Consider the following 25,549-nt stretch of genomic DNA (forward strand, 5'->3'; position numbering starts at 1 on the left):
GATGCGGCCCTCAACTGCCCTGCCTGGCCGCTTACTTGCGGATCAGGCTGCGCAGCACGTACTGCATGATGCCGCCGTTGCGGTAGTAGTCGGCCTCACCGGGGGTGTCGATGCGGACGACCGCGTCGAACTCGACGCCCGTGTCGGTGGTGACCTTGACCGTGCGCGGGGTGGTGCCGTTGTTCAGCTCCTCGACGCCGGTGAAGGAGAAGGTCTCCTCGCCGGTGAGGCCGAGGGAGGCGGCCGAGGCACCCTCCGGGAACTGCAGCGGGAGGACACCCATGCCGATGAGGTTCGAGCGGTGGATGCGCTCGTACGACTCGGCGACGACGGCCTTGACGCCGAGAAGGGCCGTGCCCTTGGCCGCCCAGTCACGGGACGAGCCGGAGCCGTACTCCTTGCCGGCCAGGATGACCAGCGGGATGCCCTGCTCGATGTAGTTGCGCGAGGCGTCGTAGATGAACGACACCGGACCGCCGTCCTGGGTGAAGTCGCGGGTGTAGCCGCCCTCGGTGCCCGGCGCGATCTGGTTGCGCAGGCGGATGTTGGCGAACGTGCCGCGGATCATGACCTCGTGGTTGCCTCGGCGCGAGCCGTAGCTGTTGAAGTCACGACGCTCGACACCGTGCTCCGTGAGGTACTTGCCTCCGGGGGTGTCGGCCTTGATCGCACCGGCCGGGGAGATGTGGTCGGTGGTGACCGAGTCGCCCAGCTTGGCCAGGACGCGGGCGCCGGCGATGTCCGAGACCGGAGTGGTCTCCATCGTCATGCCCTCGAAGTACGGGGGCTTGCGGACGTAGGTCGACTGCGGGTCCCACTCGAAGGTGTTGCCCTCGGGGATCGGCAGGGCCTGCCACTGGGCGTCGCCCGCGAAGACGTCCTGGTAGGACTTGTTGAACATGTCCTCGCCGATGGCGTTGGCCACGACGTCGTTGACCTCGGCCTCGGAGGGCCAGATGTCTGACAGGAAGACCGGCTTGCCCTCCTGGTCCGTGCCGAGGGCGTCGCGCGTGATGTCCACCTTCATGGAGCCCGCGAGGGCGTACGCGACGACCAGCGGCGGGGAGGCCAGGTAGTTCATCTTGACGTCGGGGTTGATCCGGCCCTCGAAGTTGCGGTTGCCCGAGAGGACCGAGGTGACCGCAAGGTCGTGGTCGTTGACGGCCTTGGAGACCTCCTCCGGCAGCGGGCCGGAGTTGCCGATGCAGGTGGTGCAGCCGTAGCCGACGAGGTTGAAGCCGACCTTGTCGAGGTACGGGGTGAGCCCGGCCTTGTCGAAGTAGTCGGTGACGACCTTCGAACCCGGGGCGAGGGTGGTCTTGACCCACGGCTTGCGGGTCAGGCCCTTCTCCACGGCCTTCTTCGCGACGAGCGCGGCGGCGACCATGACGTACGGGTTGGAGGTGTTGGTGCAGGAGGTGATGGCCGCGACCGTCACCGCGCCGTGGTCGATCTCGTACGTCGAGCCGTCGGGGGCGGTCACGGTGACCGGGTTGGACGGGGCGCCGTTCGGGGCGACGGCCGGGGAGTCGGAGGCCGGGAAGGACTCCTTGCCGGACTCGTCCACGCTGTCGACGTAGTTGAGGACGTCCTGCTTGAACTGCTCGGCGGCGTTCGCGAGGACGATGCGGTCCTGCGGGCGCTTCGGGCCGGCGATGGAGGGGACGACCGTCGAGAGGTCGAGCTCCAGCTTCTCGGAGAAGTCGGGCTCGGCGGCCGGGTCCAGCCAGAGGCCCTGCTCCTTGGCGTAGGCCTCGACGAGCGCGAGCTGCTGCTCGCTGCGGCCCGTGAGCTTCAGGTACTTGATGGTCTCGCCGTCGATCGGGAAGATCGCGGCGGTCGAGCCGAACTCCGGCGACATGTTGCCGATGGTGGCGCGGTTGGCGAGGGAGGTGGCGGCCACGCCCTCACCGTAGAACTCGACGAACTTGCCGACGACACCGTGCTTGCGCAGCATCTCGGTGATCGTGAGCACGAGGTCGGTGGCGGTGGTGCCGGGGGTGAGCTCACCGGTCAGCTTGAAGCCGACGACGCGCGGGATGAGCATGGAGACCGGCTGGCCGAGCATGGCGGCCTCGGCTTCGATGCCGCCGACGCCCCAGCCAAGCACACCGAGGCCGTTGACCATGGTGGTGTGGGAGTCGGTGCCGACGAGGGTGTCGGGGTAGGCCTGTCCGTTGCGCACCATGACGGTCCGCGCCAGGTGCTCGATGTTCACCTGGTGCACGATGCCGGTGCCGGGCGGTACGACCTTGAAGTCGTCGAAGGCGGTCTGGCCCCAGCGCAGGAACTGGTAGCGCTCCTTGTTGCGGCCGTACTCCAGCTCGACGTTCTGCGCGAAGGCTTCGTTGGTGCCGAACTTGTCGGCGATGACGGAGTGGTCGATGACCAGCTCGGCCGGGGAGAGCGGGTTGACCTTCGCCGGGTCGCCGCCGAGCTCCTTCACGGCCTCACGCATGGTGGCGAGGTCCACGACACAGGGCACACCCGTGAAGTCCTGCATGATCACGCGGGCCGGGGTGAACTGGATCTCCTGGCTGGGCTGGGCCTGCGAGTCCCAGCCGCCGAGGGCACGGATGTGGTCGGCGGTGATGTTCGCGCCGTCCTCCGTGCGGAGCAGGTTCTCCAGCAGGACCTTGAGGCTGTAGGGCAGGCGAGCCGAGCCCTCCACCTTGTCCAGCCGGAAGATCTCGTACGACTCGTCGCCCACCTGCAGCGTGCTGCGGGCGTCGAAGCTGTTCGCCGACACGACAGTCTCCTTCATTCCATGTGCGCGTACCACCGCATCCTGCCGCCACGCCCCCTTGGCGGATCCGCTAAGGTAAGGCTAAGTTAGGCACCCCTTACCGGGGTGGCGGCCGCAGTGCGCCTCGGCAGATATCTCGATGTCGAGATAACAGTAGTACATGGGCGCGGGCTGGTCATGCCCGGGCGGATGTGGCGTGCGCCAATCTCAGCCGCACCGGCGCCGAGCGAGGCCCCGAGCGGGGCGGACGCGGCGCGGGCGGACGCGGCGCGGCGGGCCTGGCCCGAGGACCGCTTCGGGGGGCTGCACCTGGTGCCGCTCCCGAAGAGCCGCGTTCAGCGCTGCTTCCGGCCGGCCCACAGGGAACCATCACCGACCAGCCCGCACGCGGCGCCGCCTTCGACCTTGGCCCGCACCGGGCGCCACCCCCGACCGGCCCGGACACAGCCGCACCCCGTCCGACCCCACGGGGCGCCACATCCGGGCAGCCGCTTGCGCGCCGCTTCCGGACGGGCTTTTCTCGGCGCCCTCGCTGGCAGGCCGTGGGCGGCGCTACTTCGTGGGCGCCCTCCGTTCGGCGCCGCCCCCTGGCGGGCCCCATCGGCGCCGACGCGATCGGATGACGCACCCCGATGAGCTCCGACAGCGCGGTCGTCAACGTCATGGGGCACATCCCGCCGCTCGCGGCGCGGGGCTCGACACCGGTCACGCGACCAAGTCCACGCCCCCGCAACCCCGTTGGTTCCACTCGCGCGAGAACAGGGATGCCGATCGGCGAGCGGGGTACCCGGCACGCATCGGAAGGAGGCACCCATGCCGCTCACGTTCCGCAAGAGTTTCCGGATCCTGCCGGGCGTGCGACTGAACATCAACAAGCGCTCCTGGTCCATCACGACCGGCGGCCACAACGGCCCGCGCCACACGCACAGCAGTACGGGACGCCGTACGACGTCGATGGATCTGCCCGGCCCCTTCGGCTGGCGCCGCACGCGCAGCACGAGGCGCCACTGAGTCGCACCGGTGGCCCGCAGCACGGCTGGACAGTCCGTCACCCGAACGGTTCCCCCGAGGCACCCCAACGGCCCCCTCAACAGCCCGACAACAGACCCCCCAAGAGGTTCCATCTCATATCTGAGATAACCTCGCCCTCATGGCAGACGACTACCTCGTACGCATCGGCAAGCTCATCCGTGACGCCAGGCAGCACCGTGGCTGGACGCAGTCGCAGTTGGCGGAGGCCCTCGGCACGAGTCAGAGCGCGGTGAATCGTATCGAGCGCGGGAATCAAAACATCAGCCTTGAGATGATCGCCCGAATCGGTGAAGCCCTGGACAGTGAGATCGTCTCGCTCGGGTACGCGGGTCCGATGCATCTGCGGGTGGTCGGCGGACGCCGGCTGTCCGGCTCGATCGACGTGAAGACCAGCAAGAACGCGTGTGTCGCGCTGCTGTGCGCCTCCTTGTTGAACAGGGGGCGCACAGTGTTGCGCAGGGTGGCCCGCATCGAGGAGGTGTACCGCCTTCTGGAGGTCCTCGGCTCCATCGGCGTACGCACCCGGTGGATCAACGACGGTGTCGACCTGGAGATCGTGCCGCCGGCCGAACTGGACCTGGCGGCGATCGACGCGGAGGCGGCCCGCCGCACCCGCTCGATCATCATGTTCCTCGGCCCGCTGCTGCACCGCATGGACCACTTCAAGCTGCCCTACGCGGGCGGTTGCGACCTCGGTACGCGGACGATCGAGCCGCACATGATCGCGCTGCGCCGCTTCGGCCTCGACATCACAGCCACCGAGGGGCTGTACCACGCCGAGGTGGATCGTTCCGTCACCCCCGGCCGGCCGATCGTACTGACCGAGCGCGGCGACACGGTGACCGAGAACGCGCTGCTCGCCGCCGCACGCCACGACGGCGTCACCGTCATCCGCAACGCCTCGTCCAACTACATGGTCCAGGACCTCTGCTTCTTCCTGGAGGCGCTCGGCGTACGCGTGGAGGGCATCGGCACCACGACCCTCACCGTGCACGGGGTGCCGCACCTCGACGTCGACGTCGACTACTCACCGTCCGAGGACCCGGTCGAGGCGATGAGTCTGCTCGCCGCCGCGGTCGTGACGGAGTCCCAACTGACCGTGCGCCGGGTGCCGATCGAGTTCCTGGAGATCGAACTGGCGGTTCTGGAGGAGATGGGCCTCGACCACGACCGCACACCGGAGTACTTCGCCGACAACGGCCGTACGCGGCTGGTGGACCTCACCGTCCGCCCCTCCAAGCTCCAGGCGCCGATCGACAAGATCCACCCCATGCCGTTCCCCGGCCTGAACATCGACAACGTCCCGTTCTTCGCGGCCATCGCCGCCGTCGCACAGGGCAAGACCCTCATCCACGACTGGGTCTACGACAACCGCGCGATCTACCTCACCGACCTCAACCGCCTCGGCGGCCGCCTCCAACTCCTCGACCCGCACCGCGTCCTCGTCGAGGGTCCCACCCGCTGGCGCGCCGCCGAGATGATGTGCCCGCCCGCCCTCCGCCCCGCCGTCGTCGTCCTCCTCGCCATGATGGCCGCCGAGGGCACGTCCGTCCTCCGCAACGTCTACGTCATCAACCGCGGCTACGAGGACCTCGCGGAACGCCTGAACACGGTGGGGGCGCAGATCGAGATCTTCCGGGACATCTGAATCGCGGATGCCGCCACACCCCGCTTGACCTGCACGAATGCGAGTCAGGAAGGGGTGCGGCGGCACCTCTGGGACTTCTCTGGGGCTTTCGGCCAGGACCGGACTTCAGCCGACCGTCCGGGCTACGCGAAGACCGCGTCGATGGCGCCGCTGCCGCGAGCACCCGCGCGCGGCAGGAAGTGCGCGTACTTCCGGAGCGTGAACCCGGGGTCCGAGCCGTACCTGGGGCGCCAAGGGGTGCACCCCGGTCGTCCGCCGCAGCGGCAACCGGTTCTCGGTGAACGCGATGTCCGCGATCACCACGAACGCCCGGATGCACTTCCTGCCGTCGTACTCACCGGCGCTGAACCCCGACGAACTGGTCAACGCCGACCTCGAACGGAGCCTTCCGATGCACGGGCGGGCCCACGACCAGGCCCGACTCGCCGCCGAGACCCGAAGGTTCTTCCACCGTCGCCAACGCCAGCCACATATCGTCCGCGGCTACTTCGGTGGCCCGCACGTCCGCGGGGAGTGTCGTGCACGAGGCCACTGGGCATCGGGACGCGGTCAGCCGCGTGATCGCACGCGAAAACCCGGCGAAGTCGGCGAGCATCCCCGGGATACTGGTCGCCCATGGATGAGGTCGAAGTCGTCGTCGCCCATTCCGAGCGCGCGACTCTGCGCGTCGGTGACGTGTTCCTGAAGGTGGACGCCGATCAGGAGCGCATCGACGTCGAGGTCGAGGCGATGTCCCTCGCGCCGGTCCCGACCCCGGAGGTCCTGTGGCGCAAGCCGCCCGTGCTCGCGATCGCCGCACTCCCGGGGACGACGCTCGGGCGCCTCGGCAGGCCGTCGACCGGGTCGCCGGCGGCGTGGGCCGCGGCGGGCGCCGCCATCCGGAAGCTGCACGACGCGCCGCTGCCGGCCCGGCCGGGCCGGGCCGGCCGGAGCACCGTCGCACTGGCGGCGGAACTCGACGACGAGTGCGAGTTGCTCGTGACGAACGGCGTCCTGCCCGCCGACCTGGTCACCCGCAACCGCCAGGTCGCCGAGGCCGCGCTCCGGCCGTGGACTCCGGCGTTCACACACGGCGACCTGCAGATCGCGCACGTCTTCGTCGACGGCGACGAGGTCACGGGCATCATCGACTGGTCCGAGGCGGGCCGGGGTGACGCCCTGTACGACCTCGCCACCTTCACGCTCGGACACGAGGAGCACCTCGACGACGTCATCGCCGGGTATGGCACCGACATCGACCTCGACGTGATCCACGCGTGGTGGTCGTTGCGAAGCCTGCTGACAGTTCGCTGGCTGATCGAGCACGGCTTCGACCCCTCCGCGCCGGGCTGTGAGGTCGACGTGCTGAGATCCCGGATGTGAGGCTGCGCGGGCCCGACTCCCGCCGCCCCGTGCCGCCCGGCCGGACACCGCGGCCCGCACCTCTGCGGGTCCGGCACCCGACTACGGGCGGGTGGGACCTGTAGGCGATGACCCGGAATGGGTGCGGGCCCCGATGAACGCCTGCCCCCTTCTCAGCGACCACGCTGGAGCAGACGAGCGCCTCTGGGCGCGAGGGACGTCGGTCTCGGCTCGCTCGGCCCAGCCGCGCGGGGCCTCGGGGACGACCGCTGATCGCAGGACGGTGGAAGCTGCGGACCCGTCGTCAATTCACGAGGGCTACCGGGGCGTCCCACGCATTGCGGTCGACGGTGATGGTGTGGCCGCCGCGCGTCTCTTTGCTGTTGACCATGTACTGATGGCCCCGGCTGTGGTTGGTGAACAGCATGGGGTCCCACGGCCAGTCCTTGGTCGTGGTGTTCTGCTTGTCCCACAACGCGTACCAGAGGTTGCCGGGCAAATCCGTCTTGTCCGCGGCGGTGGCGATGGCCTTGGCGCTGGAACTGCTGAAACCGTAGTAGCCGGCGCGGTAGGTCTTGGCGCGCAGCGTCTTGGTGAAGGAGCGGACGTAGCTCAGCACGGCGTCGTTGCACGCCTTGTCGGTGATGTCGTACGGCTCGATGTCGAGGTAGATCGGGCTACCGGCTTTCATGCCGAGCGCAGATGCTTTGGCCACAGCATCGTTGGCGTTGCTCACGCCGACGGAGGCTGCTGTGGAGGCGGTGAATTTCTCCGGGTTCGCGCTCTTCTGGCAGGGCGGTTGGGCGCCGACGTAGAGCGGGATGAGCTTCCAGCCGAGGGAATTGACCGACTTCACCCAAGAGGCAGTGAGATTGGGCTGAGCGCAGCCTCGGTTCTTGCCTCCCATGTACACCGCGATGGCGCCGTAGAAGCCGGTGTTCCATGCCTTCATCGCCGCGAGTGACGGCGCCGTGCAGGTGTCGAATGCCCGGCCGGTATAGGTCTTCTGCGCCGGCCAGGCTGGGGCTGCCATCGACGTCTGTGCCGTGATCCCGGCACCGGCGACGACAGCAGCGCCCGCCGTCGCCCATGCGACGTAGCGGCCCTTCTTGGACAACCGGTGTCTGGACATCCCCACCCCATTCAGATCGTGTCCGGCGACTGCCGTTGGTGCATGCGCAGAGGCTCAACTGGTGCCGCGACTCACCATGGTTGAGGGCTGACACAACACTCGGTATCACTGAAGCAGTGAGTTATGGCTCCGACGTCGGAAGCGCGTCTCGCACCCTACCTGAGCCGGACATCGTGATCGAACGCGCGCGTCAATTCCGATCTGCTCGTCGGCACTCAGTGAAATTGGTCGGGATTCCAGGGCTGTCGATCTCGCCAGTACAGACGGTGTTTCGAGCAGGCTCGTCCCGGTCCCTCCCGGGCGGGCCCACCGCCTCCTCCGGGCACAGACCGGCGGAGTACATGCCGGCGAAGAACCCGACCAGCCGACGACCACGAGCACGCCGATAGCCGCCCACGCAGGAGACGGCGTCCAGCAGATCCCGCGCCTGGTGCGGGTTGGCCACCACCCGCGGGTCCCATCACCGGCGCGCGTGTCCAGGCTCACCTCATCGGCAGGAACGCGGGCAGGGTGAGGGCCGAGTGGGCCGGTCGCCCCTCCGTGGGGGGAATGGTGCTGAGAGTGCGCAGCATGGCGTTGCGCTGCTCCAGGGCCCGGGCGGTGGTGGGGAAGAGTGTGGCGTCGCCCTCGCCCACCTGATCCTGGTTGACGGTGACGAACTCCCGGGTGTGGTGTTCGTAGGCGGCGAAGCCCGCGGCGTGGTCCCGGTCGGCCAGGGAGCCGGCGAGCATGTACGCGCCGACGAGGGCGAGGCTGGAGCCCTGTCCGGTGAGGAACGAGGGCGCGTACGCGGCGTCGCCCACCAGTGCGACCCTGCCGCTGGACCAGCGGGGCATGCGGATCTGGCTGACCCCGTCGAAGAACAGGTCGTCCGCGTCGCGCATGGCGGCAAGCATGCCCGGGACCTCCCATCCCGCGTCGGCGAAGACCTCGGCGACCAGGTCCCGTCGGGCTTCCGGGTTCCGGAACGCGTCGAACGGCGGTTCCGGGTGGGCGAAGTTCAGGAAGGCGTGCACTTCGTCGTCGTCCCCCACGGCGTAGAGTGCCGCGGCCCTGCCCGGGATGTTCCACATCATGAGCTCGTGGGAGAGGCCGAAGGTGTTGCGCATGGTGAACCCGGCGAAGCAGTAGCCGAGGTACCGGTGGAACTGCTCTTCGGGGCCGAACAGTAACTTGCGCGTGTGTGAGTGCAGTCCGTCCGCACCGAACACCATGTCGAACGTACGCCTGCCGCCCCCGCGGAAGGTGACGTCGACCCCGTGGCCGGACTGGTCGAGGGTGTCGATGGAGTCGTTGAACAAGAACTCCACGTCGTCACGGACCGCCGCGTGGAGAGCGCCGGTCAGATCCCCCCGACGCACCTCCAGGTCCCGTCCCGCGACGCCGCCGGTGACGGTGTGCGGGTTGACCGAGGCCACCTCGCTGCCGTCCCCGTCGAGGAAGGTCAGCCGGCGCAGGTCGATGTGCGCGTCCCGCAGTCGCGGCAGGATTCCCACCCTCCGGACGACCTCGAGTGCGGTGCCGCGCACGTCGACGGGATAGCCGCCGCCACGCAGTGCGCCCGCCTTCTCGACCACCGTGACCGCGAACCCGTAGCGGTTCAGCCAGAACGCGAGGGCGGGCCCCGCGACGCCGGCCCCGGAGATCAGGACCTCGCGCCTCGGCGTGGTGCCGGCAGCCCTCAACAGATCGGTGCGGGTCATTCCCTGACTCCTTTGCTCATGGTGCGGGCGACAAGCAGGGAGAGCGCCGTGACGGCGCCCGCCATGACGAAGCCGGTGACGAAGGCCGATTCGGCCGGGACATCCGATCCGGAAGGGGTCGCGGCGGTGAGGACCGCACCACTGACCTGCACACCCACGGCGTAGCCGATCACGCGAGTCACCAGGACCAGGCTGGTGGCGATGCCGGTGTCACCTCGATCGACGGATGTGGCGGTGCCGGTCACCAGCGCCGTGACGCACAGGCCGTTGGCGAGCGCGACCATCATCTTGCCGATGACGAGGTGCCAGACCTGGGTGTGTACGGCTGCCAGGGCGAGCAGGGCGGCGACCATCAGGACGGTCCCGGTGGTGACCACGGCACGCGAGCCGAAACGCCGCGCCCCGATCCCGCTGATCGGCCCGGCCAGCGACGCGGCCACGGCGCCGGGCAGCAGGTAGAAGCCGATCTCGGTGGCGCCGGCGCCGAAACCGTACGCGTCGGCGGGCACCGCGAACAGCTGCGGGACGAGATAGACCGCCACCGAGGTACCGACGCACAGCACGAACGTCAGCACGCACGACTTCCACACCGCGGGCCGTGCCAGCATGCGCAGGTCGACCATCGGCGAGGCCGCACGACGCTCCACGGCTGTCCATCCGGTCGCGAAGGCGGCCAGAAGCAGGATGAGGGCGCCGAGGACGAGTGGCTGCGAGCCGATGTCGGGCGCCAGCGCGAGCACGAGCATGAGCGTGACCAGCGTCCCGCTCAAGAGAACCATGCCGGGCCAGTCGATCCCGGCGTCGTCCGACCGGCCGGGCGGGTCGTGCGGCATCAGCCTGTTCACCAGGACGGTGGACCCGATGACCGCGATCGTCGGCAGCGCGAACATCCAGTGCCGGGACAGCCCTTCCGCCACGGGCCCGGCCGACAGCGTTCCCGCCATCCCGCCGCCCACGAACAACCCGCTGACCACCCCGATGGCCACCTTCGACTCTCCGGCGGGGAGGTGTTCGCGCACCAGGATGAACGACAGGGGCAGCGCGCCCACCATCGCGCCCTGCAGTACCTGACCGAGCAGCAGCACCGGCAGGTTCGGCGCCAGGGAGGACACCAGACCACCGGCACAGACCACCGCCATCAGCCGGATCAGGACCCGTTTTCCGCCGTAGCGGTCGCCTAACTTGCCGGCGACCGGTGTGACGAGCGCGCCGGTGATGAGAAGCATGATGCTGAGTAACGCCCCTTCGGCGGGGCTCATGTCCAGTTCGCGTTGCAGGAGCGGGAGCGTCGGCGTCACCACCGACTCCAAGGCGCCGGTGGCGACCGCCAGCATGCCGAGGGCCCCGACAGCGGCCTTACCGATGCGGACCGGGGGAGCAAGAGTTGCGGTCATGGTCGTCCTTTCCGTCGTTGCCGGGCGAGCAAGGGCCCGGCCGTACGCGTGGCGCTGCCGCCTTGCCCGGCCCGGCGCGGACACGGCGGCCATGCACGCGGGGAGCGGTGTGCAGGGTGCTGGGTGGACAGGCCCGAGTTCGTCGGGCGGGCTGAACCCGGGGAAGCGGTGCCCGAGATGGCGCACGCACGGCTCCGCCGGTCGGAGCGGGTGTACGAGTGCGGCACCCGCCGAGCCAGAATTACACTACACCGTGCAGTGTAGGACGGGTAGGATGAGCCCATGCCGACCACGAAGACCCTTCGCGAGGGGTCCACGCCGAAGCGGGCCGCCATCCTCTCGGCGGCCCGGGAACTGTTCCTCGCCGACGGCTTCGACCGGTCCAGCGTCGACGCGGTCGCCGCCCGGGCCGAGGTGTCCAAGCGGACGGTCTACGACTACTTCGGCGACAAGCAGACGCTGCTGCGAGCAGTCGTCGACGCCGTCGGCCAGTCACTGATCGCCACGATCCGGAGCACCCTCGACGAGACCCTCACCGACGTCACCGAGGGCGCCGACCTCGAGGACGCCCTGGTCACGTTCTCGATGCGCATCGCGACCGACATGCTCGGCTCGGCGGAGTACGCGACGCTGCAACGACTGGTCCGGGCGGAATCCGGCCACCTGCCGCGCCAGGGCTACAACTCCATGGCCGACACCCCCGACGAGGCACTCGCCGAGCGGTTCGCCGCCTTCGCCGAGGCCGGGCTGCTCGACGTCCCCGACCCCCGACTCGCGGCCGACCAGTTCATCGCGCTGACCTTCGGCGTCGCGCTGGACCGACTCGGTTCCGCGAATGCCGCGGAGGACACCCGCGTGCGGCCACTCATCGTCGAGGGGGTCCGGACCTTTCTCCGGGCATACCGAACCGTGCAGGGCAGGTACCGGGGCCGGGCGTAAGGCCGTACGGATACTCCACGGATGCCTCCCGCCTCTCGGTACACCGCGGGTGAGGCTTCACCGAGGGCCCCGCGGCTCCGAACCGGCCACACGTCGACAACACCGTCGGCGCCCTCGTCGTGCACAACGAGTGGGACCCCCAGACCCCGCTGCCCGGCGGCCTGGCCATGCACCGCGCCCTGCACGGCTCCCGCGGTGTACGTCCGCGGCGGCCGCGGCCACGCCCTCTATGCCCTGCCCGGCGCACCTGCGTGCGTCACCCGCATCGTCGACGCCTACCTCATCGGCGGGCATCTGCCGACGACCGACGTCACCTGCGCTTCCTGAGGTCAGGGATCGCGCAGCGCGACTCTGCCGAGGCCTCGTCGACGCGCTCACGGCCGCCATCGAGCAACTCTGCGGACTATGACTGCCTCACAGCAGGACCGTGAGGGGGCGCGGGTTGGGCAGGGCTCACCGGCGGCTCGCGGTGGCGGCCACAGCGGGCAGGACGGCAAGGGCGAGGATGCCGCCGGTGAGGGCGAGGGCGGGGTAGCCGGCGGCGGAGACGACGAGGCCGGAGCTCAAGCCCCCGGTGGCGCCGGCGAGGGCGATGGAGACGTCGACCATGCCCTGGGTCTTGGCTCGGGTGGCCAGCGGCACGGCCTCGGTGATCATCGCGGTGCCGGAGACGAGGCCGAGGTTCCAGCCCAGGCCCAGCAGGGCGAGTGCGAGGGCGAGCAGGGCGACGGAGTCGCTGGGCGCGGCGGCGGCGGTGATTCCGGCGGTGAGGAGAGTGAGGCCGGAGGCGGCGGCAATGGCCTGAGGGCCCTGGCGGTCGACGAGCCAGCCGGTCAGCGGGGAGGGCAGGTACATCGCGCCGACATGGATGGCGATGACGAGGCCGGAGGCGGCGGTGCCGTGGCCGTGGCCGTGCATGTGTACGGGGGTCATCGTCATGATCGCGACCATGACGAGCTGGGTGAGGATCATCGTCAGCGCGCCCGGTATCAGCCCCGGCCCCCGAGTCTTCGCCGCGGTGGTCTTCGCCGGCTGCTGGAGGTCGAGGCTGCGGGCGAGCAGCAGGGGGTCCGGGCGCAGCCATACGGCGAGGACGAGGGCGGCCAGCGCGTAGGCCGCGCCGGAGAGCAGGAACGGCCCGGCCAGGGTGGGGATGCCGAGGCTGTCGGCGAGGTCGCCGGTGGGGGCGGCGAGGTTGGGGCCGACGACGCCGCCGAGGGTGGTGGCGACCAGGACGGTGGAGACGGCGCGGGCGCGGTGGGCGGGCGCGGCGAGATCGGCTCCGGCGTACCGGGCCTGGAGGTTGGTGGCCGTCCCGGCGCCGTAGACGAACAGGGCGATGAAGAGCAGTACGGGGTGGTCGGCGACGGCGGCGGCGATGACGCCCGCGCTGCCGACGGCGCCGGTCAGGTACCCGGCGGCCAGGCCCGGTCGACGGCCCCGGGCCTGGGAGATACGGCCGATGGTCACGGCGGCGAGGGCCGAGCCGGCGGTGAACAGGGCGCTGGGCAGGCCCGCGAGGTCGGTGGAGCCGAGCATGTCCTGCGCGAGCAGGGCTCCGACGGTGATGCCGGCCGCGAGCCCGGCCCCGCTCAGGATCTGGCTGCTGACCAGGACGACGAGGACCCGGCGCTGTGCCTCGTTCTGCGGGGACATACCGGCGGTGGTGTCCGGGGCGGTGCTTGTCACAGGCGAGCCTTTCCCTGCGGCTTACGGCTTACGGCTTACGGCTACAGAACTCCACGACGAAATAGCCGTCGATACGGCGCAGGTGCTCGCTGTCGGGATCGAGTGGGAGTGGGTGGCCGACATCGTCGGTGTAGGCGCGAGCACGGTCGTACTCGCGCAGCAACGCGTCTATCAGGAGCATGCGTTCACCTTTGCAGCCTGCCGTCCAGCGCGGGACGCTGGTAGAGGGGGTGGCCGAAAAGGGAGTAGTCGGCCAGGCGGTGCACGGCGGGCGACACGGTCCACCACTCGCCGCTGGAGGTGGCCGCCGACCTCAACGAGGCCGAGGCCGTCGAGCGGCTGCGTGCCGATCCGGCAAAGGACCACGCCGACGCCGCCCTCCTGGTCAACGCGGCCGGCGTGTTCGCCCCGAAGCCCTTCGTGGACCACACCGCGGAGGACTGCGATCGCTACCAGGCCCTCAACCTGGCCTTCTTCTTCCTCACCCCGACCGTCGTCGGCAACATGATCGCCCGCGGTACCAGGGGCTCCGTCGTCAACGTCGGGCCATGTGGGCCCACCAGACCGTCGCCGCGACGCCGTCGTCGGCGTATTTGATGGCCAAGGCCGCACCACACTCCCTCACCCAGCACCTGGCCATGGAACTCGCCCCGCACGGCATCCGCGACGACACGGTCGCTCCCGCCGCCGTCCGCACGCCCGTCTACGAGGAGTTCGTCCCCGAGGCGGACGTGGACCGGACGTAACTGACCAGCCCTCAGGAAGGCGTCTCCGTGGGGTTCAGGGGTCTCGTCGGCCAGTCGAGGAGGCGGGCTCCGATGACCGCGGTCTGGAGGGTGTAGCGGTCGGCAGGGTCGGTCGGGTCGGTACCGGTGAGGGTGTGGACGCGGGCCAGCCGGTAGGTGAGGGCGCGCACGCTGAGCGAGAGCCGCCGGGCCGTCGAGGCGGCCACGCAACCGGTGTCGAAGTACGCGGTGAGGGTGTCGAGCAGGGGGCGCGCCCCGCCGCGTGCCCCTTCCAGCGGGCCGAGGGTGCTGCTCACCAGGTCGACGAGTGCCTGCCGGTCGCGGGCCAGGACGGGGAAGACCAGCAGGTCGGCAGCGCGCAGCAGCGGATCCTGGAGGCCCATCCGCTGGGCCACGTCCAGGGCGTTGAGGGCCTCCTCGTAACTGTGGCCGATGCCGACCGTGCCGGCCCTGGAGCGGCCGATGGCGACCTGGGCCCGGCCGGTCGCCGCGTAGGAGCGTTCGGCGAAGTGGGTGAGGACGTCGTCCTGGTCGCCCGGGGCGATGCACACCATCCGGCCGTCCTTGGTGGTGAACAGGATGCGACGGTTCTCGAAGCGGGCGAACAGGTCGCTCGCCACCTGCCGGGGGACGGGGTCGGTCTCGTCGTACTTCTCCGGGCCCTCGGCCACGGCGACCGCGTGGGCGCGGGACAGGCGTAGCCCGAACCGTTCGGAGCTGGCGGCGAGTTGGCCTTGGTCGCCGCGGCCGTGGAGGAGGTCGTCGATGAACTCCCGGCGGGCGGCCTCCTCCTTGCGGACCACGAGCCGCTGGGCGCGCTCGTAGCCGTCGGCGAAGGCGTCCACGGCCTGCTCGATGACGGTGAGGACGCTGTCCGGGTCTGCCGACCGTGGCCAGTTGTCCCGGCCGGCCACGAGATGCGCGCGCACGAGCATGCGCCAACCGTGCCCCGCCTCGGCCGCCTGTGCGCCGAGCGCCCGCCGGGACTGGATCTCGTCCCGGCTGAGACGACGACCGGTGGGCGCGGCGTCCGCGAGTATGCGCTCGAAGCCGTCGAGAAACTCCTCGGCCGGGTCATGCCTGGCTGGGGTGCGACTGGTTGGGTCATGCCTGGCTGGAGTGCGGCCGGTTGGGTTGAGGGCGGTTAGGTCATGGCCGGTTGGGTGAAGATCGGTTGAGTTGCGGCTGGTCGGGTCAAGGCGCGGCGTGTTCCGCTCGGCGGACTTCCGGTCGGTCGCGACGCGGTCCGTCGCGACACGGTCGGTTGGCCTTCGGCCGGTCGCGGCGCGGTCGGTTGCCCTTCGGTCGGTCGCGGAGGGGCCGCTCCGTCTGCGGTCGGTCGGGCGACCTTCGGTCGGCTTTCGGCCGGTCGGCCTTTCGTCGCTCGCGGCACGATCGGCGGCACTCTGACCGGCCGACTGCCGGGCGGTCGCCTGCCGGGCGGTCGCTTTCATGTCCTCCCCATCCGGCTCGGGGGCGGTCGGGTCCAGGTGTGCGTGGGGCCGTGCGGTGGGTCTTCGGGCGTCCGGTGGTGTGGCCGTTCGGCGTCTGCTGTCGGGCTCGGGGGTTCGCATCCCTGGTCTCCTCAGGCGTTCGCGTGCACGGCCTCGGCGGGCTCGGGCTCGGGCTCCAAGGCGGGCGCGGTGACCGTCGGCGGGCGGCGGGTGAGGCGGCGCGCGAGGGGTTCCGTCCAGCGGGCGGTGAGGGGGCCGAGGACGACCAGGATGAGGACGTAGGCCGTGGCGAGCGGGCCGATGCGGGGCTCGACTCCGACCGCGAGGCCCGCGATGACGATGGAGAACTCGCCCCGGGCGACCAGCGTCCCACCCGCGCGCCAGCGGCCCTTCTCCGAGATCCCGGCCCGGCGCGCGGCCCAGTACCCGGTGGCGATCTTCGTCAGGGTGGTGACGGCGGCCAGTGCGAGGGCCGGGAGGAGCACGGGTGGGATGTCCGCGGGGTCGGTGTGCAGGCCGAAGAAGACGAAGAACACCGCGGCGAAAAGGTCCCGCAGCGGCGTGAGGATGCTGCTGGCCCCCTCGGCGACCTCACCGGACAGCGCGATGCCGACGAGGAAGGCACCCACGGCCGCCGAGACCTGGAGGTGCTGGGCGATCCCGGCGACGACGAGGGCGAGGCCGAGGACGACCAGGAGGAGCATCTCGGCGTTGTCGGAGGAGACCGCACGGCTGATCAGCCGCCCGTGGCGCAGGGCGACGTAGAGGACGGCGCCCACGGTGCCGAGGGCGATCAGGAGGGTGAAGGCGCCGCCCGCCAGGCTCACCCCGGCGAGCAGGGCGGTGAGGATCGGCAGGTAGACGGCCATGGAGAGGTCTTCGAGCACCAGGATGCCGAGCACCACCGGGGTCTCGCGGTTGCCGAGGCGGCGCAGGTCGCCGAGGACCTTGGCGATGACACCGGAGGACGAGATCCAGGTGACGCCGGCCAGGGCGACGGCGGCGATCGGCCCCCAGCCGAGCAGGAACGCCATCGCGGCGCCGGGGCCGGCGTTGAGGACGAAGTCGACCGCTCCGGAGGGGTATTGGGTCTTGAGGTTGGTGACCAGTTCGGAGGCGCTGTACTCCAGGCCGAGCAGGAGCAGCAGGAGGATGACGCCTATCTCGGCGCCGGTCGCGACGAACTCCTCGCTGGCCTGCAGCGGGAGGATGCCGCCGTGGCCGAAGGCGAGTCCGGCGAGCAGGTAGAGGGGAATGGGCGAGAAGCCCACCCGTCCGGCGAGGCGGCCCAGCAAGCCCAGGCCGAGGATGATCGCCCCGAGTTCGATGAGCATGGCGGTGGTGTTGTGCACGGGCGTCTGTCCTCCGTTGACGGGTGCGGTGACGGCGTCTGTGCCTGGTGCGGATCTGCCCGGCCGGATCTGCCCGGTGCGGATCTGCCCGGTGCGGATCTGCCTGGTGCAGGTACGGCTGGTGCGTGAGGCGACCGCGAGTGTGAGCGTGGCCGCAGGGCAGCCGGCCCCGGCACACAGGTCAGCCGGGCCCTTGTGCGTATAAGCGCGCGGTTTGCCGCAGGGGTCGGTCGCATACGTGACGGCCCGCCAACTGCCCGGAGGGGTCAGGCAGTCGCGGAGCTGCCGCTACGGCCGCGAGGGCCTCAGTACGCGGGACGGTCGCCCGGACCGGCGGCGCGCCCGGTATCGGGGACGGCGTCGCGAGCGGCGTTCAGGACGCGTACGCGGATGACTCGACCCATGTCACGCCCCCCAACACGCCGTCGGCTGAACCACCGACCGCCACTCGACCGAATGAGCCAGTGAGCGCTCAACAGAGCGTAAGCGCTCGATAAGGGAGTCTAGCGCAATCCGAAAAGGCAAAATCACACAATCGGCAAGGTGCTATCCCTTTCCCCTTACCGCAGACTCATTTCGTCACTCACCTATCGCGACCTTGCCGTTGTCACCGTGCCGCGCCGACCGCTCCCCGGCCGCCGCATCGCCCCGCGCGACGCCCTTCAGGAGTTCCGCGAGGTCAACGCCCGTGGTGGAGCCGAGGAGTTCGAGCCCCTGGGCGACGTTGTCGGCGACCGCACGCGGGATGCGGGCGGCGCCGTCCGTGGAGATGACGGTCATCTTGTCCACCGCGGCGAGCGGTTCGGCCGCCTTGGCGACCACCTGCGGCAGCACCTCGACAAGCATCTGCAGAACCGCCGCGTCCCCGTACTGCCCGAACGCGTCGGCCTTCTGCCGCATCGCCTCGGCCTCGGCCGCCCCCTTCGCCCCGATCGCCGCCGCTTCGGCCTCGCCCTCCAGCCGCACGGCCTCCGCGATCGCCGCCCGTCGCGCCCGCTCCGACTCGCCCTGCCTGAGCCCCTCGACGGCCTCGGCCTCGGCCAGCGCCGTACGCCGCTGCTTCTCGCCCTCACCGGTCAGCCTCGCCCGCTCGGCCTCCGCCTGGGCGCTCGCGATCTCGGCCAGCCGCTCCGCCTCGGCCTGCTTGACCCGGGCCACCCGCCGCGCCTCGGCCTCCTGTTCGGCCGCGTACCGCTGGGCGTCGGCGGGTTTGCGGACCTCCGTGTCGAGCTGGCGGTCCTTCAACGCGGCCTGCCGCTCGGCGACCTTCTCGTGCTGGGTGAGGATGTCCTGCTGCCGGGCGGCCTCGGCAAGCGGTCCGGCCGCGTTCGCCTGCGCGGCGGCGGAGTCCGTCTCGGCCTTGATCTCGGCCTGCTTGAGGTAGAAGGTCCGCTGGGCGACCGCGATCTCCTCCTCCGCCTTCAGCCGGGCCTGCTCGGCGGCGCGCCGGGCCACCGCCTCGGCGATATCGGCCTCCTGCTTGGCGCGCGCTGCCTCCGGGCGGCCCAGGTCCTCCAGATAGGAGCCCTCGGTGGTGATGTCCTGGATCTGGAAGGCATCCAGCACGAGGCCCTGCCCGGACAGGCTGGCCTCCGCCTCCTCGGCGACCTGACCGGCGAAGGCGGCCCGGTCGCGGATGATGTCCTCCACCGACATCCGGCCGACGATGGCCCGCAGCGCGCCCGAGAGCACCTCCTGGGTGAAGCCGACGATGCCGTCCTGCTGCATCAGGAACCGCTGGGCGGCGGCGCGGATCGAGTCCTCGGTGCCACCGACCTTGACGATGGCGACGCCTTCGAGGTGCGCCTTGATCCCGCGCAGCGTGACCGCGCCGCGCACCGCCACCGGGATGTGCCGGGACGACAGGTCGAGGGTGAACCGCTGCTGCACGAACGGCACGACGAACACCCCGCCGCCGACCACGACCTTCTGCCCGCTGTTGTCGGTGAACACCCGCCCGGTGTCCGGATCGGTGGCCTGCTTGCCGCGCCGGCCGGTGACGATGAACGCCTCGCTGGGGCCCGCCACCTTGTAGCGGGTGACCACGACGAGAGCCGACAGCACGAGGAGTACGACGACTCCCACCACCGCGAGAACCACAGAACTCATGACACAAGCCCCCCGAATCACATATCAGAAGAGAAAGGACAGCAGCAGAAAGACCGGTGCAAGGACAGCGGGACAGAGACCGGATCAGCGGTCCACAGGGCGCACCACGACCGAGGTGGCGGTCGGCGCCGCCTCCACCCACACCTCGACGCCCCGGGCGACCGGCCCCGCGCTGCGCGCCGCGAACTTCACCGGCTGCCCGGCGAGCCGCAGCAGCACCTCGCCCAGGCCGTCGGCCGGAATGGCGGTCACCACCTTGCCCTCGGTGCCCACCAGATCGTCGCCCCGTGGCGCGAGGGCCGTTCGATCGCGCATCAGGGCCCGCCCGAAGCGGTACGTCAGCCCGGCCGCGCCGGCCCCCAGGGCCGCACCGCAGCCGGTGGCGACCACCGGGCCCGCGTCCAGCACCTCGGTCGCGAGGACCCCGCCGAAGCCGGTCGCCGCCATGAACCCGGCGACGACCGGCAACGACAGTCCCCCGTCGAGCACACCGTCGACCGCGCCGTCCAGCACCCCGTCGAAGACCAGCGACAGGGCGAGCAGCACGACCCCCGTGATGCCGAGTCCGAAGAACCAGGCCATACGCGCCGTCCCCCTCCCGCCCCGCCGCCGATCTCCGGCTTGACAGGATCCTCACACGGGTAGGGGGACCGATTCATTGCCGTGTTCCGGCAGTGTTCCCGCGCCTTTCCTTCCGGCTACGGCCGGCTCGGGTCCACCAGGACCCACCAGGACCCATAAGGCCCACAAGGACCCACCAGGGCCCGCTCAGGCCGCGATCTGCCGTACGACCTCCGCGACCTCGTAGCCCGCCCCGACGATCGCCGCGCGTACGGCCGCGTCGTCGACCGTCTCCCCGCGGACGGTCACCAGACCGGCGCGCACGTCGACGTCGACCTCGGTGACGCCGGGCACCGCGACGACCTCCTCGGTGACGCCGGCAGCGCCGTGGCCACAGCTCATACCGGACACCGTGAAGTACTTCTCGGCCATGGGTCGCTCCTGTCCTCGGTCGGCCCGCTGACTGTGAACGTCGGGGACGCACGGGCCGCGTGGCACGAAGTACGACGCGGACCCCCACCGTGTTCATCCCGCACCTAGTACGTGACCCACCCACGCAGCAAGGTCGTTCCGGAGAGGGCAAGGTCACAGCCGTGCCCCCTGCTGCTCCTTTGTGCCTCTGGCCTAGCATCCGAGCATGACGGTCCTGCCTGACGACGGGCTTGAGCTGGCCGCCGAGTTCCCTGACGCGACGCACGAGCAGTGGCAGCGCCTGGTCGCGGGCGTGCTGCGCAAATCGGGCAAGGACGTCGAGGGTGCTCAGGCCGAGGAAGCCCTGTCCACCGCGCTGGAGGACGGGCTGCGCACCCGACCTCTCTACACCGCGCACGACACCGCGCCCGCTCCCGGCTACCCCGGCTTCGCGCCCTTCGTACGAGGAGGCCGGGCCGAGGGCAACACCGTCGGCGGCTGGGACGTACGCCAGCGGCACACCGCGGCGGACGGCGACGCCGTGCTCGCGGACCTGGAGAACGGCGTCACCTCCCTGTGGCTGGTGCTCGGCGAGACCGGGCTCCCGGTGTCGTCCCTCGCCCGGGTCCTCGACGGCGTCCTCCTCGATCTCGCGCCGGTCGTCCTGGACGCGGGCGCCGAGACCGAGCCCGCCGCACGGGAGTTGCTGCGGCTGTACGCCGAACGGGGCGTCCCCAAGGAGGCCGCGCGCGGCAACCTGGGCGCGGACCCCCTCGGCCACGAGGCCCGCACGGGACAGACGTACGACGTCGCACCCGTGGCCGGGCTCGCCCGGCTGTGCGCCGAGGAGTACCCGGGGCTGCGCGCCCTGACCGTGGACGCGCTGCCGTACCACGAGGCCGGTGGCTCGGCGGCCCAGGAGCTGGGCTGCTCGCTGGCGACCGGGGTGGCGTATCTGCGGGAGCTGACCGAGGCCGGACTCGGCGTCGAACAAGCCTGTGCGCAGCTGGAGTTCCGGTACGCGGCGACCGCCGACCAGTTCCTGACGATCGCCAAGCTGCGGGCGGCGCGCCGGCTCTGGGCCCGGGTGGCCGAGGTGTGCGGGGTGTCCGCCGCCGGGGCGCAGACGCAGCACGCGGTGACCTCACCGGTGATGATGACGCGCCGCGACCCGTGGGTGAACATGCTGCGCACGACCATCGCCACGCTGGCCGCCGGCGCGGGCGGCGCCGACTCCGTCACCGTGCTGCCCTTCGACCACTCGCTCGGACTGCCGGACGCGTTCGCCCGGCGTGTCGCCCGCAACACCTCGACGATCCTCATCGAGGAGTCCCACCTCGCCCGGGTGATCGACCCGGCGGGCGGCTCCTGGTACGTGGAACGACTCACGGACGAACTCGCCCACGCCGGCTGGAAGTTCTTCCAGCGGATCGAGGAACTGGGCGGTCTGTCCGCCGCGTTGCGTTCGGGGCGCCTCGGCCAGGACCTCGCCGACACCTGGGAGAGCCGCACCGGAAAGCTCGCCGAGCGACGCGAACCCATCACCGGTGTCAGCGAGTTCCCCCATCTGGCCGAGAAGCCGGTGGTCCGCACGCCCGCCGCCGAGCCGCCGTCCGGCGGTCTCCCCCGCGTCAGCCGCGACGAGGCGTACGAGGCGCTGCGCGCCCGCTCGGACGCCCACCTGGCCGCCACCGGCTCCCGGCCCCGGATCTACCTGGCCTCCCTCGGCCCCGCCGCCGCCCACACCGCCCGTACGACCTTCGCCGCCAACCTCTTCCAGGCCGGCGGCATCGAGCCCGTCACCGGGGGCACGTTCGAGGAGAGCGGCGCCACCGAGGTCTGTCTCTGCTCCAGCGACGCCCTCTACGAGGAACGGGCCGCGACCACGGCGGCCGAGTTGAAGGCCGCCGGCGCCTCGCACGTGTTCCTCGCCGGCCGCCCCGGGCAGTACACCGAGGTCGACGCGTACGTATTCGCGGGCTGCGACGCGGTGGCCGTCCTGTCCGCCACCCTCGACCGCATGGGAGTGTCCTGATGTCCAGCCCTTCCGTCCCCGACTTCTCCGGGATCGAGCTGGGTTCCCCGGCCGTCGACGGCGGCGCCGACGAGTGGCGGACGGCGGTCGAGAAGGCGGCCGGCGGTGACGACCTGCTGTGGGAGACCCCGGAGGGCATCCCGGTCAAGCCGCTGTACACCGGGCAGGACCTGGAGGGCCTGGACTTCCTGGGCACCTACCCGGGCGTCGCCCCGTATCTGCGCGGCCCGTACCCGACGATGTACGTCAACCAGCCCTGGACGATCCGCCAGTACGCGGGCTTCTCCACGGCCGAGGAGTCCAACGCCTTCTACCGCCGCAACCTGGCGGCCGGCCAGAAGGGCCTGTCCGTCGCCTTCGACCTGCCCACCCACCGGGGCTACGACAGCGACCACCCGCGGGTGACCGGCGACGTCGGCATGGCGGGCGTGGCCATCGACTCGATCCTCGACATGCGGCAGCTCTTCGACGGCATCCCGCTGGACCGGATGACCGTGTCGATGACGATGAACGGCGCCGTGCTGCCCGTGCTCGCGCTCTACATCGTGGCGGCCGAGGAGCAGGGTGTGCCGGCCGAGAAGCTGGCGGGGACCATCCAGAACGACATCCTCAAGGAGTTCATGGTCCGCAACACCTACATCTATCCGCCGAAGCCGTCGATGCGGATCATCTCCGACATCTTCGCCTTCACCTCGCAGCGCATGCCCCGTTACAACTCCATCTCCATCTCCGGCTACCACATCCAGGAGGCGGGCGCGACGGCCGACCTGGAGCTGGCGTACACGCTCGCGGACGGCGTGGAGTACATCCGGGCGGGCCGGGAGGCGGGCCTGGACGTGGACGCGTTCGCGCCCCGGCTGTCGTTCTTCTGGGCGATCGGGATGAACTTCTTCATGGAGGTCGCCAAGCTGCGGGCGGCCCGCCTGCTGTGGGCGAAGCTGGTGCGACAGTTCGAGCCGCAGAACTCCAAGTCTCTCTCCCTGCGCACCCATTCGCAGACCTCGGGCTGGTCGCTGACCGCGCAGGACGTCTTCAACAACGTGACCCGCACCTGCGTGGAGGCCATGGCGGCCACCCAGGGCCACACCCAGTCGCTGCACACCAACGCCCTCGACGAGGCGCTCGCGCTGCCGACCGACTTCTCGGCGCGTATCGCCCGCAACACCCAGCTCCTCCTCCAGCAGGAGTCCGGCACCAATCGCGTCATCGACCCGTGGGGCGGCAGCGCCTATGTGGAGAAGCTGACGTACGACCTCGCCCGCCGCGCCTGGCAGCACATCCAGGAGGTGGAGCACGCGGGCGGCATGGCCAAGGCCATCGACGCGGGCATCCCCAAGCTGCGCATCGAGGAGGCGGCGGCCCGTACCCAGGCCCGGATCGACTCCGGGCGGCAGCCGGTCATCGGGGTCAACAAGTACCGGGTCGAGACCGACGAGCAGATCGACGTCCTCAAGGTCGACAACTCCTCGGTCCGCGCCCAGCAGATCGAGAAGCTGCGCCGGCTGCGCGCGGAGCGGGACGAGCAGGCGTGCCAGGACTCCCTCGACGCGCTCACCCGGGCCGCCGGCGGCGAGGGCAACCTGCTGGAGCTGGCGGTGAACGCCGCCCGCGCCAAGGCCACCGTCGGCGAGATCTCCGACGCCCTGGAGAAGGTGTACGGCCGGCACGCGAGCCAGATCCGTACGATCTCCGGCGTGTACCGCAACGAAGCAGGCGAGTCCCCGTCCGTGGAGCGCACCCGAGGTCTGGTCGAGGCCTTCCAGGAGGCCGAGGGCCGTCGGCCGCGCATCCTGGTCGCCAAGATGGGCCAGGACGGCCACGACCGGGGCCAGAAGGTGATCGCGACCGCCTTCGCCGACCTCGGTTTCGACGTCGACGTCGGCCCGCTGTTCCAGACGCCGGCCGAGGTGGCCCGTCAGGCCGTCGAGGCGGATGTGCACATCGTCGGGGTGTCGTCGCTGGCCGCCGGGCACCTCACCCTCGTACCGGCGCTGAAGGAGCAGCTGGCCGAGGAGGGGCGCGAGGACATCATGATCGTGGTCGGTGGGGTGATCCCGCCGCAGGACGTCCCCACGTTGCTGGAGATGGGTGCGGCGGCCGTGTTCCCGCCCGGGACGGTGATCCCGGACGCGGCGCACGACCTGGTGAAGCGGCTGTCGGACGACCTCGAGCACGACCTGTGATCGATGTCGACGCCTACGCCAAGGGTGTGCTCGACGGGAAGCGGGCGATCATCGCGCGCGCCATCACCCTCGTCGAGTCCACCCGGCCCCAGCACCGGACACGGGCACAGGAGTTGCTGACCGCGCTGCTGCCGCACAGCGGACGGGCGCGACGGATCGGGGTCAGCGGGGTGCCGGGCGTCGGCAAGTCGACGTTCATCGACGCGTTCGGCACGATGCTGACCTCGCTGGGACACCGGGTGGCGGTGCTGGCGGTGGACCCGTCGTCGAGCCGTACGGGCGGCTCGATCCTCGGTGACAAGACCCGGATGGAGCGTTTGGCCGTCGACCCGGCGGCCTTCGTACGGCCCTCCCCGACGGCCGGGACGCTCGGCGGGGTCGCCCAGGCCACCCGCGAGTCGATCGTGGTGATGGAGGCGGCCGGCTACGACGTGGTGCTGGTGGAGACGGTCGGCGTCGGCCAGTCCGAAACGGCCGTCGCCAACATGGTCGACTCCTTCCTCCTGCTCACCCTCGCCCGCACCGGCGACCAGCTGCAGGGCATCAAGAAGGGCGTCCTGGAGCTGGCCGACGTGCTCGCCGTCAACAAGGCGGACGGGCCCCACGAGCGCGACGCCCGCACGGCCGCCCGTGAGCTGGCGGGCGCCCTGCGGCTGATGCACGGCAGGGACGCGGTCTGGACGCCGCCGGTGCTCAGCTGCAGCGCCCGCGAGTCGACCGGCCTCGACACCGTCTGGGAGCGCCTGGAGCAGCATCGCGCCCTCCTCGACTCCACGGGCCGCCTCGCCGCCAAGCGTCGCGACCAGCAGGTCGACTGGACCTGGTCCATGGTCCGCGACGAACTCCTCGGCCGGCTGCGCACCCATCCGGGCGTACGGTCCCTCGCACCCGACCTCGAACGACAGGTAAGGGACGGCGAGTTGACGGCCACACTGGCCGCCGAGCGCATCCTGGAGGCCTTCGGGGACCCCTCCGGTTCACCCGGCTGAGCGCCCCGAGTGGTGCAGGAGCTGGATCCGACTGACGGTGGATCACGTCGGAGTCGGGTCGAGTCAGCTGACGAAGCACCAGCTG

The 25,549-nt window shown here is 70.8% G+C and carries 21 protein-coding genes and 1 pseudogene; 10 read left to right on the top strand and 12 right to left on the bottom strand.

Annotation, left to right across the window (positions count from 1 at the left end):
• Positions 1-31: 31 nt before the first annotated feature.
• Positions 32-2,749 carry an aconitate hydratase AcnA gene (gene acnA / locus ACWD26_RS25310; protein ID WP_451273736.1) on the bottom strand — a complete coding sequence of 906 codons (2,718 nt, stop codon included), beginning with the start codon at positions 2,747-2,749 and terminating at the stop codon, positions 32-34.
• A gap of 810 nt (positions 2,750-3,559) precedes the next feature.
• Here acnA and ACWD26_RS25315 point away from each other — a divergent pair.
• Positions 3,560-3,757 (top strand): DUF4236 domain-containing protein, encoded by a 198-nt coding sequence (locus ACWD26_RS25315; protein WP_451273737.1) that lies wholly within the window; start codon positions 3,560-3,562, stop codon positions 3,755-3,757.
• Between the two features lie 139 nt (positions 3,758-3,896).
• Positions 3,897-5,426: a helix-turn-helix domain-containing protein gene (locus ACWD26_RS25320; protein ID WP_451273739.1), complete on the top strand. Its 1,530-nt coding sequence runs from the start codon at positions 3,897-3,899 to the stop codon at positions 5,424-5,426.
• 334 nt (positions 5,427-5,760) lie between these two features.
• Here ACWD26_RS25320 and ACWD26_RS25325 read toward each other — a convergent pair whose 3' ends face one another.
• Positions 5,761-6,021 carry a hypothetical protein gene (locus tag ACWD26_RS25325; protein WP_451273741.1) on the bottom strand — a complete coding sequence of 87 codons (261 nt, stop codon included), beginning with the start codon at positions 6,019-6,021 and terminating at the stop codon, positions 5,761-5,763.
• 20 nt (positions 6,022-6,041) lie between these two features.
• Between ACWD26_RS25325 and ACWD26_RS25330 the strand changes: the two genes are divergently transcribed.
• A complete protein-coding gene (locus ACWD26_RS25330; RefSeq protein WP_451273743.1) occupies positions 6,042-6,788 on the top strand; it encodes a phosphotransferase family protein in 747 nt (248 codons plus the stop codon).
• A 283-nt stretch (positions 6,789-7,071) separates the two neighbouring features.
• On the opposite strand, the gene ACWD26_RS25335 is transcribed toward ACWD26_RS25330, so the two are convergent.
• From ACWD26_RS25335 to ACWD26_RS25345, 3 genes are all read right to left on the bottom strand, one after another.
• The gene (locus ACWD26_RS25335) at positions 7,072-7,899 is read right to left on the bottom strand and encodes a glycoside hydrolase domain-containing protein (RefSeq protein ID WP_451273745.1); all 828 of its coding nucleotides are present in this window, start codon (positions 7,897-7,899) and stop codon (positions 7,072-7,074) included.
• Positions 7,900-8,381: 482 nt separating this feature from the next.
• Positions 8,382-9,602, bottom strand: a complete 1,221-nt coding sequence (locus ACWD26_RS25340; protein WP_451273747.1) for an FAD-dependent monooxygenase — start codon at positions 9,600-9,602, stop codon at positions 8,382-8,384.
• The gene (locus tag ACWD26_RS25345) at positions 9,599-10,996 is read right to left on the bottom strand and encodes an MFS transporter (RefSeq protein ID WP_451273749.1); all 1,398 of its coding nucleotides are present in this window, start codon (positions 10,994-10,996) and stop codon (positions 9,599-9,601) included. Before ACWD26_RS25345 ends, ACWD26_RS25340 begins: the two co-directional genes overlap by 4 nt.
• A gap of 282 nt (positions 10,997-11,278) precedes the next feature.
• Here ACWD26_RS25345 and ACWD26_RS25350 point away from each other — a divergent pair, with 282 nt between their 5' ends.
• Positions 11,279-11,935: a TetR/AcrR family transcriptional regulator gene (locus tag ACWD26_RS25350; RefSeq protein WP_451273751.1), complete on the top strand. Its 657-nt coding sequence runs from the start codon at positions 11,279-11,281 to the stop codon at positions 11,933-11,935.
• A 119-nt stretch (positions 11,936-12,054) separates the two neighbouring features.
• Positions 12,055-12,262 (top strand): annotated as a pseudogene (locus ACWD26_RS25355) (alpha/beta hydrolase).
• A gap of 126 nt (positions 12,263-12,388) precedes the next feature.
• On the opposite strand, the gene ACWD26_RS25360 reads toward ACWD26_RS25355, so the two are convergent.
• Together ACWD26_RS25360 and ACWD26_RS25365 are read right to left on the bottom strand one after the other, a co-directional pair.
• The gene (locus tag ACWD26_RS25360) at positions 12,389-13,624 is read right to left on the bottom strand and encodes an MFS transporter (protein WP_451273753.1); all 1,236 of its coding nucleotides are present in this window, start codon (positions 13,622-13,624) and stop codon (positions 12,389-12,391) included.
• Between the two features lie 28 nt (positions 13,625-13,652).
• A complete protein-coding gene (locus ACWD26_RS25365) occupies positions 13,653-13,805 on the bottom strand; it encodes a hypothetical protein (protein WP_451273755.1) in 153 nt (50 codons plus the stop codon).
• 119 nt (positions 13,806-13,924) lie between these two features.
• Here ACWD26_RS25365 and ACWD26_RS25370 point away from each other — a divergent pair, with 119 nt between their 5' ends.
• A complete protein-coding gene (locus ACWD26_RS25370; protein WP_451273757.1) occupies positions 13,925-14,221 on the top strand; it encodes an SDR family NAD(P)-dependent oxidoreductase in 297 nt (98 codons plus the stop codon).
• Positions 14,221-14,370, top strand: coding sequence for an SDR family oxidoreductase (locus tag ACWD26_RS25375; RefSeq protein ID WP_451273759.1), 150 nt, complete (start codon positions 14,221-14,223; stop codon positions 14,368-14,370). The genes ACWD26_RS25370 and ACWD26_RS25375 overlap by 1 nt, the downstream gene beginning before the upstream one ends.
• 11 nt (positions 14,371-14,381) lie before the next feature.
• Here ACWD26_RS25375 and ACWD26_RS25380 read toward each other — a convergent pair whose 3' ends face one another.
• From ACWD26_RS25380 to ACWD26_RS25400, 5 genes are all read right to left on the bottom strand, one after another.
• Positions 14,382-15,410 (bottom strand): PucR family transcriptional regulator, encoded by a 1,029-nt coding sequence (locus ACWD26_RS25380; RefSeq protein WP_451273939.1) that lies wholly within the window; start codon positions 15,408-15,410, stop codon positions 14,382-14,384.
• Between the two features lie 545 nt (positions 15,411-15,955).
• Positions 15,956-17,176, bottom strand: a complete 1,221-nt coding sequence (locus tag ACWD26_RS25385; protein ID WP_451273761.1) for a cation:proton antiporter — start codon at positions 17,174-17,176, stop codon at positions 15,956-15,958.
• Between the two features lie 579 nt (positions 17,177-17,755).
• Entirely contained in the window at positions 17,756-19,285 is a 1,530-nt protein-coding gene (locus ACWD26_RS25390; protein WP_451273763.1) for an SPFH domain-containing protein, read from the bottom strand.
• A gap of 84 nt (positions 19,286-19,369) precedes the next feature.
• The gene (locus ACWD26_RS25395) at positions 19,370-19,867 is read right to left on the bottom strand and encodes a hypothetical protein (RefSeq protein ID WP_451273765.1); all 498 of its coding nucleotides are present in this window, start codon (positions 19,865-19,867) and stop codon (positions 19,370-19,372) included.
• Between the two features lie 186 nt (positions 19,868-20,053).
• Entirely contained in the window at positions 20,054-20,278 is a 225-nt protein-coding gene (locus ACWD26_RS25400; protein WP_451273767.1) for a heavy-metal-associated domain-containing protein, read from the bottom strand.
• 205 nt (positions 20,279-20,483) lie between these two features.
• Between ACWD26_RS25400 and ACWD26_RS25405 the strand changes: the two genes are divergently transcribed.
• Genes ACWD26_RS25405 through meaB form a run of 3 tightly spaced genes read left to right on the top strand, consistent with a single transcriptional unit; the run spans position 20,484 to position 25,464 of the window.
• Positions 20,484-22,292: a methylmalonyl-CoA mutase family protein gene (locus tag ACWD26_RS25405; RefSeq protein WP_451273769.1), complete on the top strand. Its 1,809-nt coding sequence runs from the start codon at positions 20,484-20,486 to the stop codon at positions 22,290-22,292.
• Positions 22,292-24,475, top strand: a complete 2,184-nt coding sequence (gene scpA / locus ACWD26_RS25410) for a methylmalonyl-CoA mutase (RefSeq protein WP_451273771.1) — start codon at positions 22,292-22,294, stop codon at positions 24,473-24,475. Before ACWD26_RS25405 ends, scpA begins: the two co-directional genes overlap by 1 nt.
• Positions 24,472-25,464: a methylmalonyl Co-A mutase-associated GTPase MeaB gene (meaB, locus tag ACWD26_RS25415; RefSeq protein ID WP_451273773.1), complete on the top strand. Its 993-nt coding sequence runs from the start codon at positions 24,472-24,474 to the stop codon at positions 25,462-25,464. The genes scpA and meaB overlap by 4 nt, the downstream gene beginning before the upstream one ends.
• The last annotated feature ends 85 nt before the right edge of the window (positions 25,465-25,549 follow it).

The organism is Streptomyces sp. NPDC002787 (assembly GCF_053592095.1).

Bases quoted from the DNA above. Each gene is read 5' to 3' on its own strand.
- ACWD26_RS25390 (WP_451273763.1), bottom strand. From the start codon at position 19,285: ATGAGTTCTGTGGTTCTCGCGGTGGTGGGAGTCGTCGTACTCCTCGTG.
- ACWD26_RS25365 (WP_451273755.1), bottom strand. From the start codon at position 13,805: ATGCTCCTGATAGACGCGTTGCTGCGCGAGTACGACCGTGCTCGCGCC.
- ACWD26_RS25315 (WP_451273737.1), top strand. From the start codon at position 3,560: ATGCCGCTCACGTTCCGCAAGAGTTTCCGGATCCTGCCGGGCGTGCGA.
- ACWD26_RS25350 (WP_451273751.1), top strand. From the start codon at position 11,279: ATGCCGACCACGAAGACCCTTCGCGAGGGGTCCACGCCGAAGCGGGCC.
- ACWD26_RS25325 (WP_451273741.1), bottom strand. From the start codon at position 6,021: ATGCTCGCCGACTTCGCCGGGTTTTCGCGTGCGATCACGCGGCTGACC.
- ACWD26_RS25395 (WP_451273765.1), bottom strand. From the start codon at position 19,867: ATGGCCTGGTTCTTCGGACTCGGCATCACGGGGGTCGTGCTGCTCGCC.
- ACWD26_RS25400 (WP_451273767.1), bottom strand. From the start codon at position 20,278: ATGGCCGAGAAGTACTTCACGGTGTCCGGTATGAGCTGTGGCCACGGC.
- scpA (WP_451273771.1), top strand. From the start codon at position 22,292: ATGTCCAGCCCTTCCGTCCCCGACTTCTCCGGGATCGAGCTGGGTTCC.
- ACWD26_RS25405 (WP_451273769.1), top strand. From the start codon at position 20,484: ATGACGGTCCTGCCTGACGACGGGCTTGAGCTGGCCGCCGAGTTCCCT.
- ACWD26_RS25335 (WP_451273745.1), bottom strand. From the start codon at position 7,899: ATGTCCAGACACCGGTTGTCCAAGAAGGGCCGCTACGTCGCATGGGCG.
- ACWD26_RS25340 (WP_451273747.1), bottom strand. From the start codon at position 9,602: ATGACCCGCACCGATCTGTTGAGGGCTGCCGGCACCACGCCGAGGCGC.
- ACWD26_RS25375 (WP_451273759.1), top strand. From the start codon at position 14,221: ATGGCCAAGGCCGCACCACACTCCCTCACCCAGCACCTGGCCATGGAA.
- ACWD26_RS25330 (WP_451273743.1), top strand. From the start codon at position 6,042: ATGGATGAGGTCGAAGTCGTCGTCGCCCATTCCGAGCGCGCGACTCTG.
- ACWD26_RS25345 (WP_451273749.1), bottom strand. From the start codon at position 10,996: ATGACCGCAACTCTTGCTCCCCCGGTCCGCATCGGTAAGGCCGCTGTC.
- ACWD26_RS25320 (WP_451273739.1), top strand. From the start codon at position 3,897: ATGGCAGACGACTACCTCGTACGCATCGGCAAGCTCATCCGTGACGCC.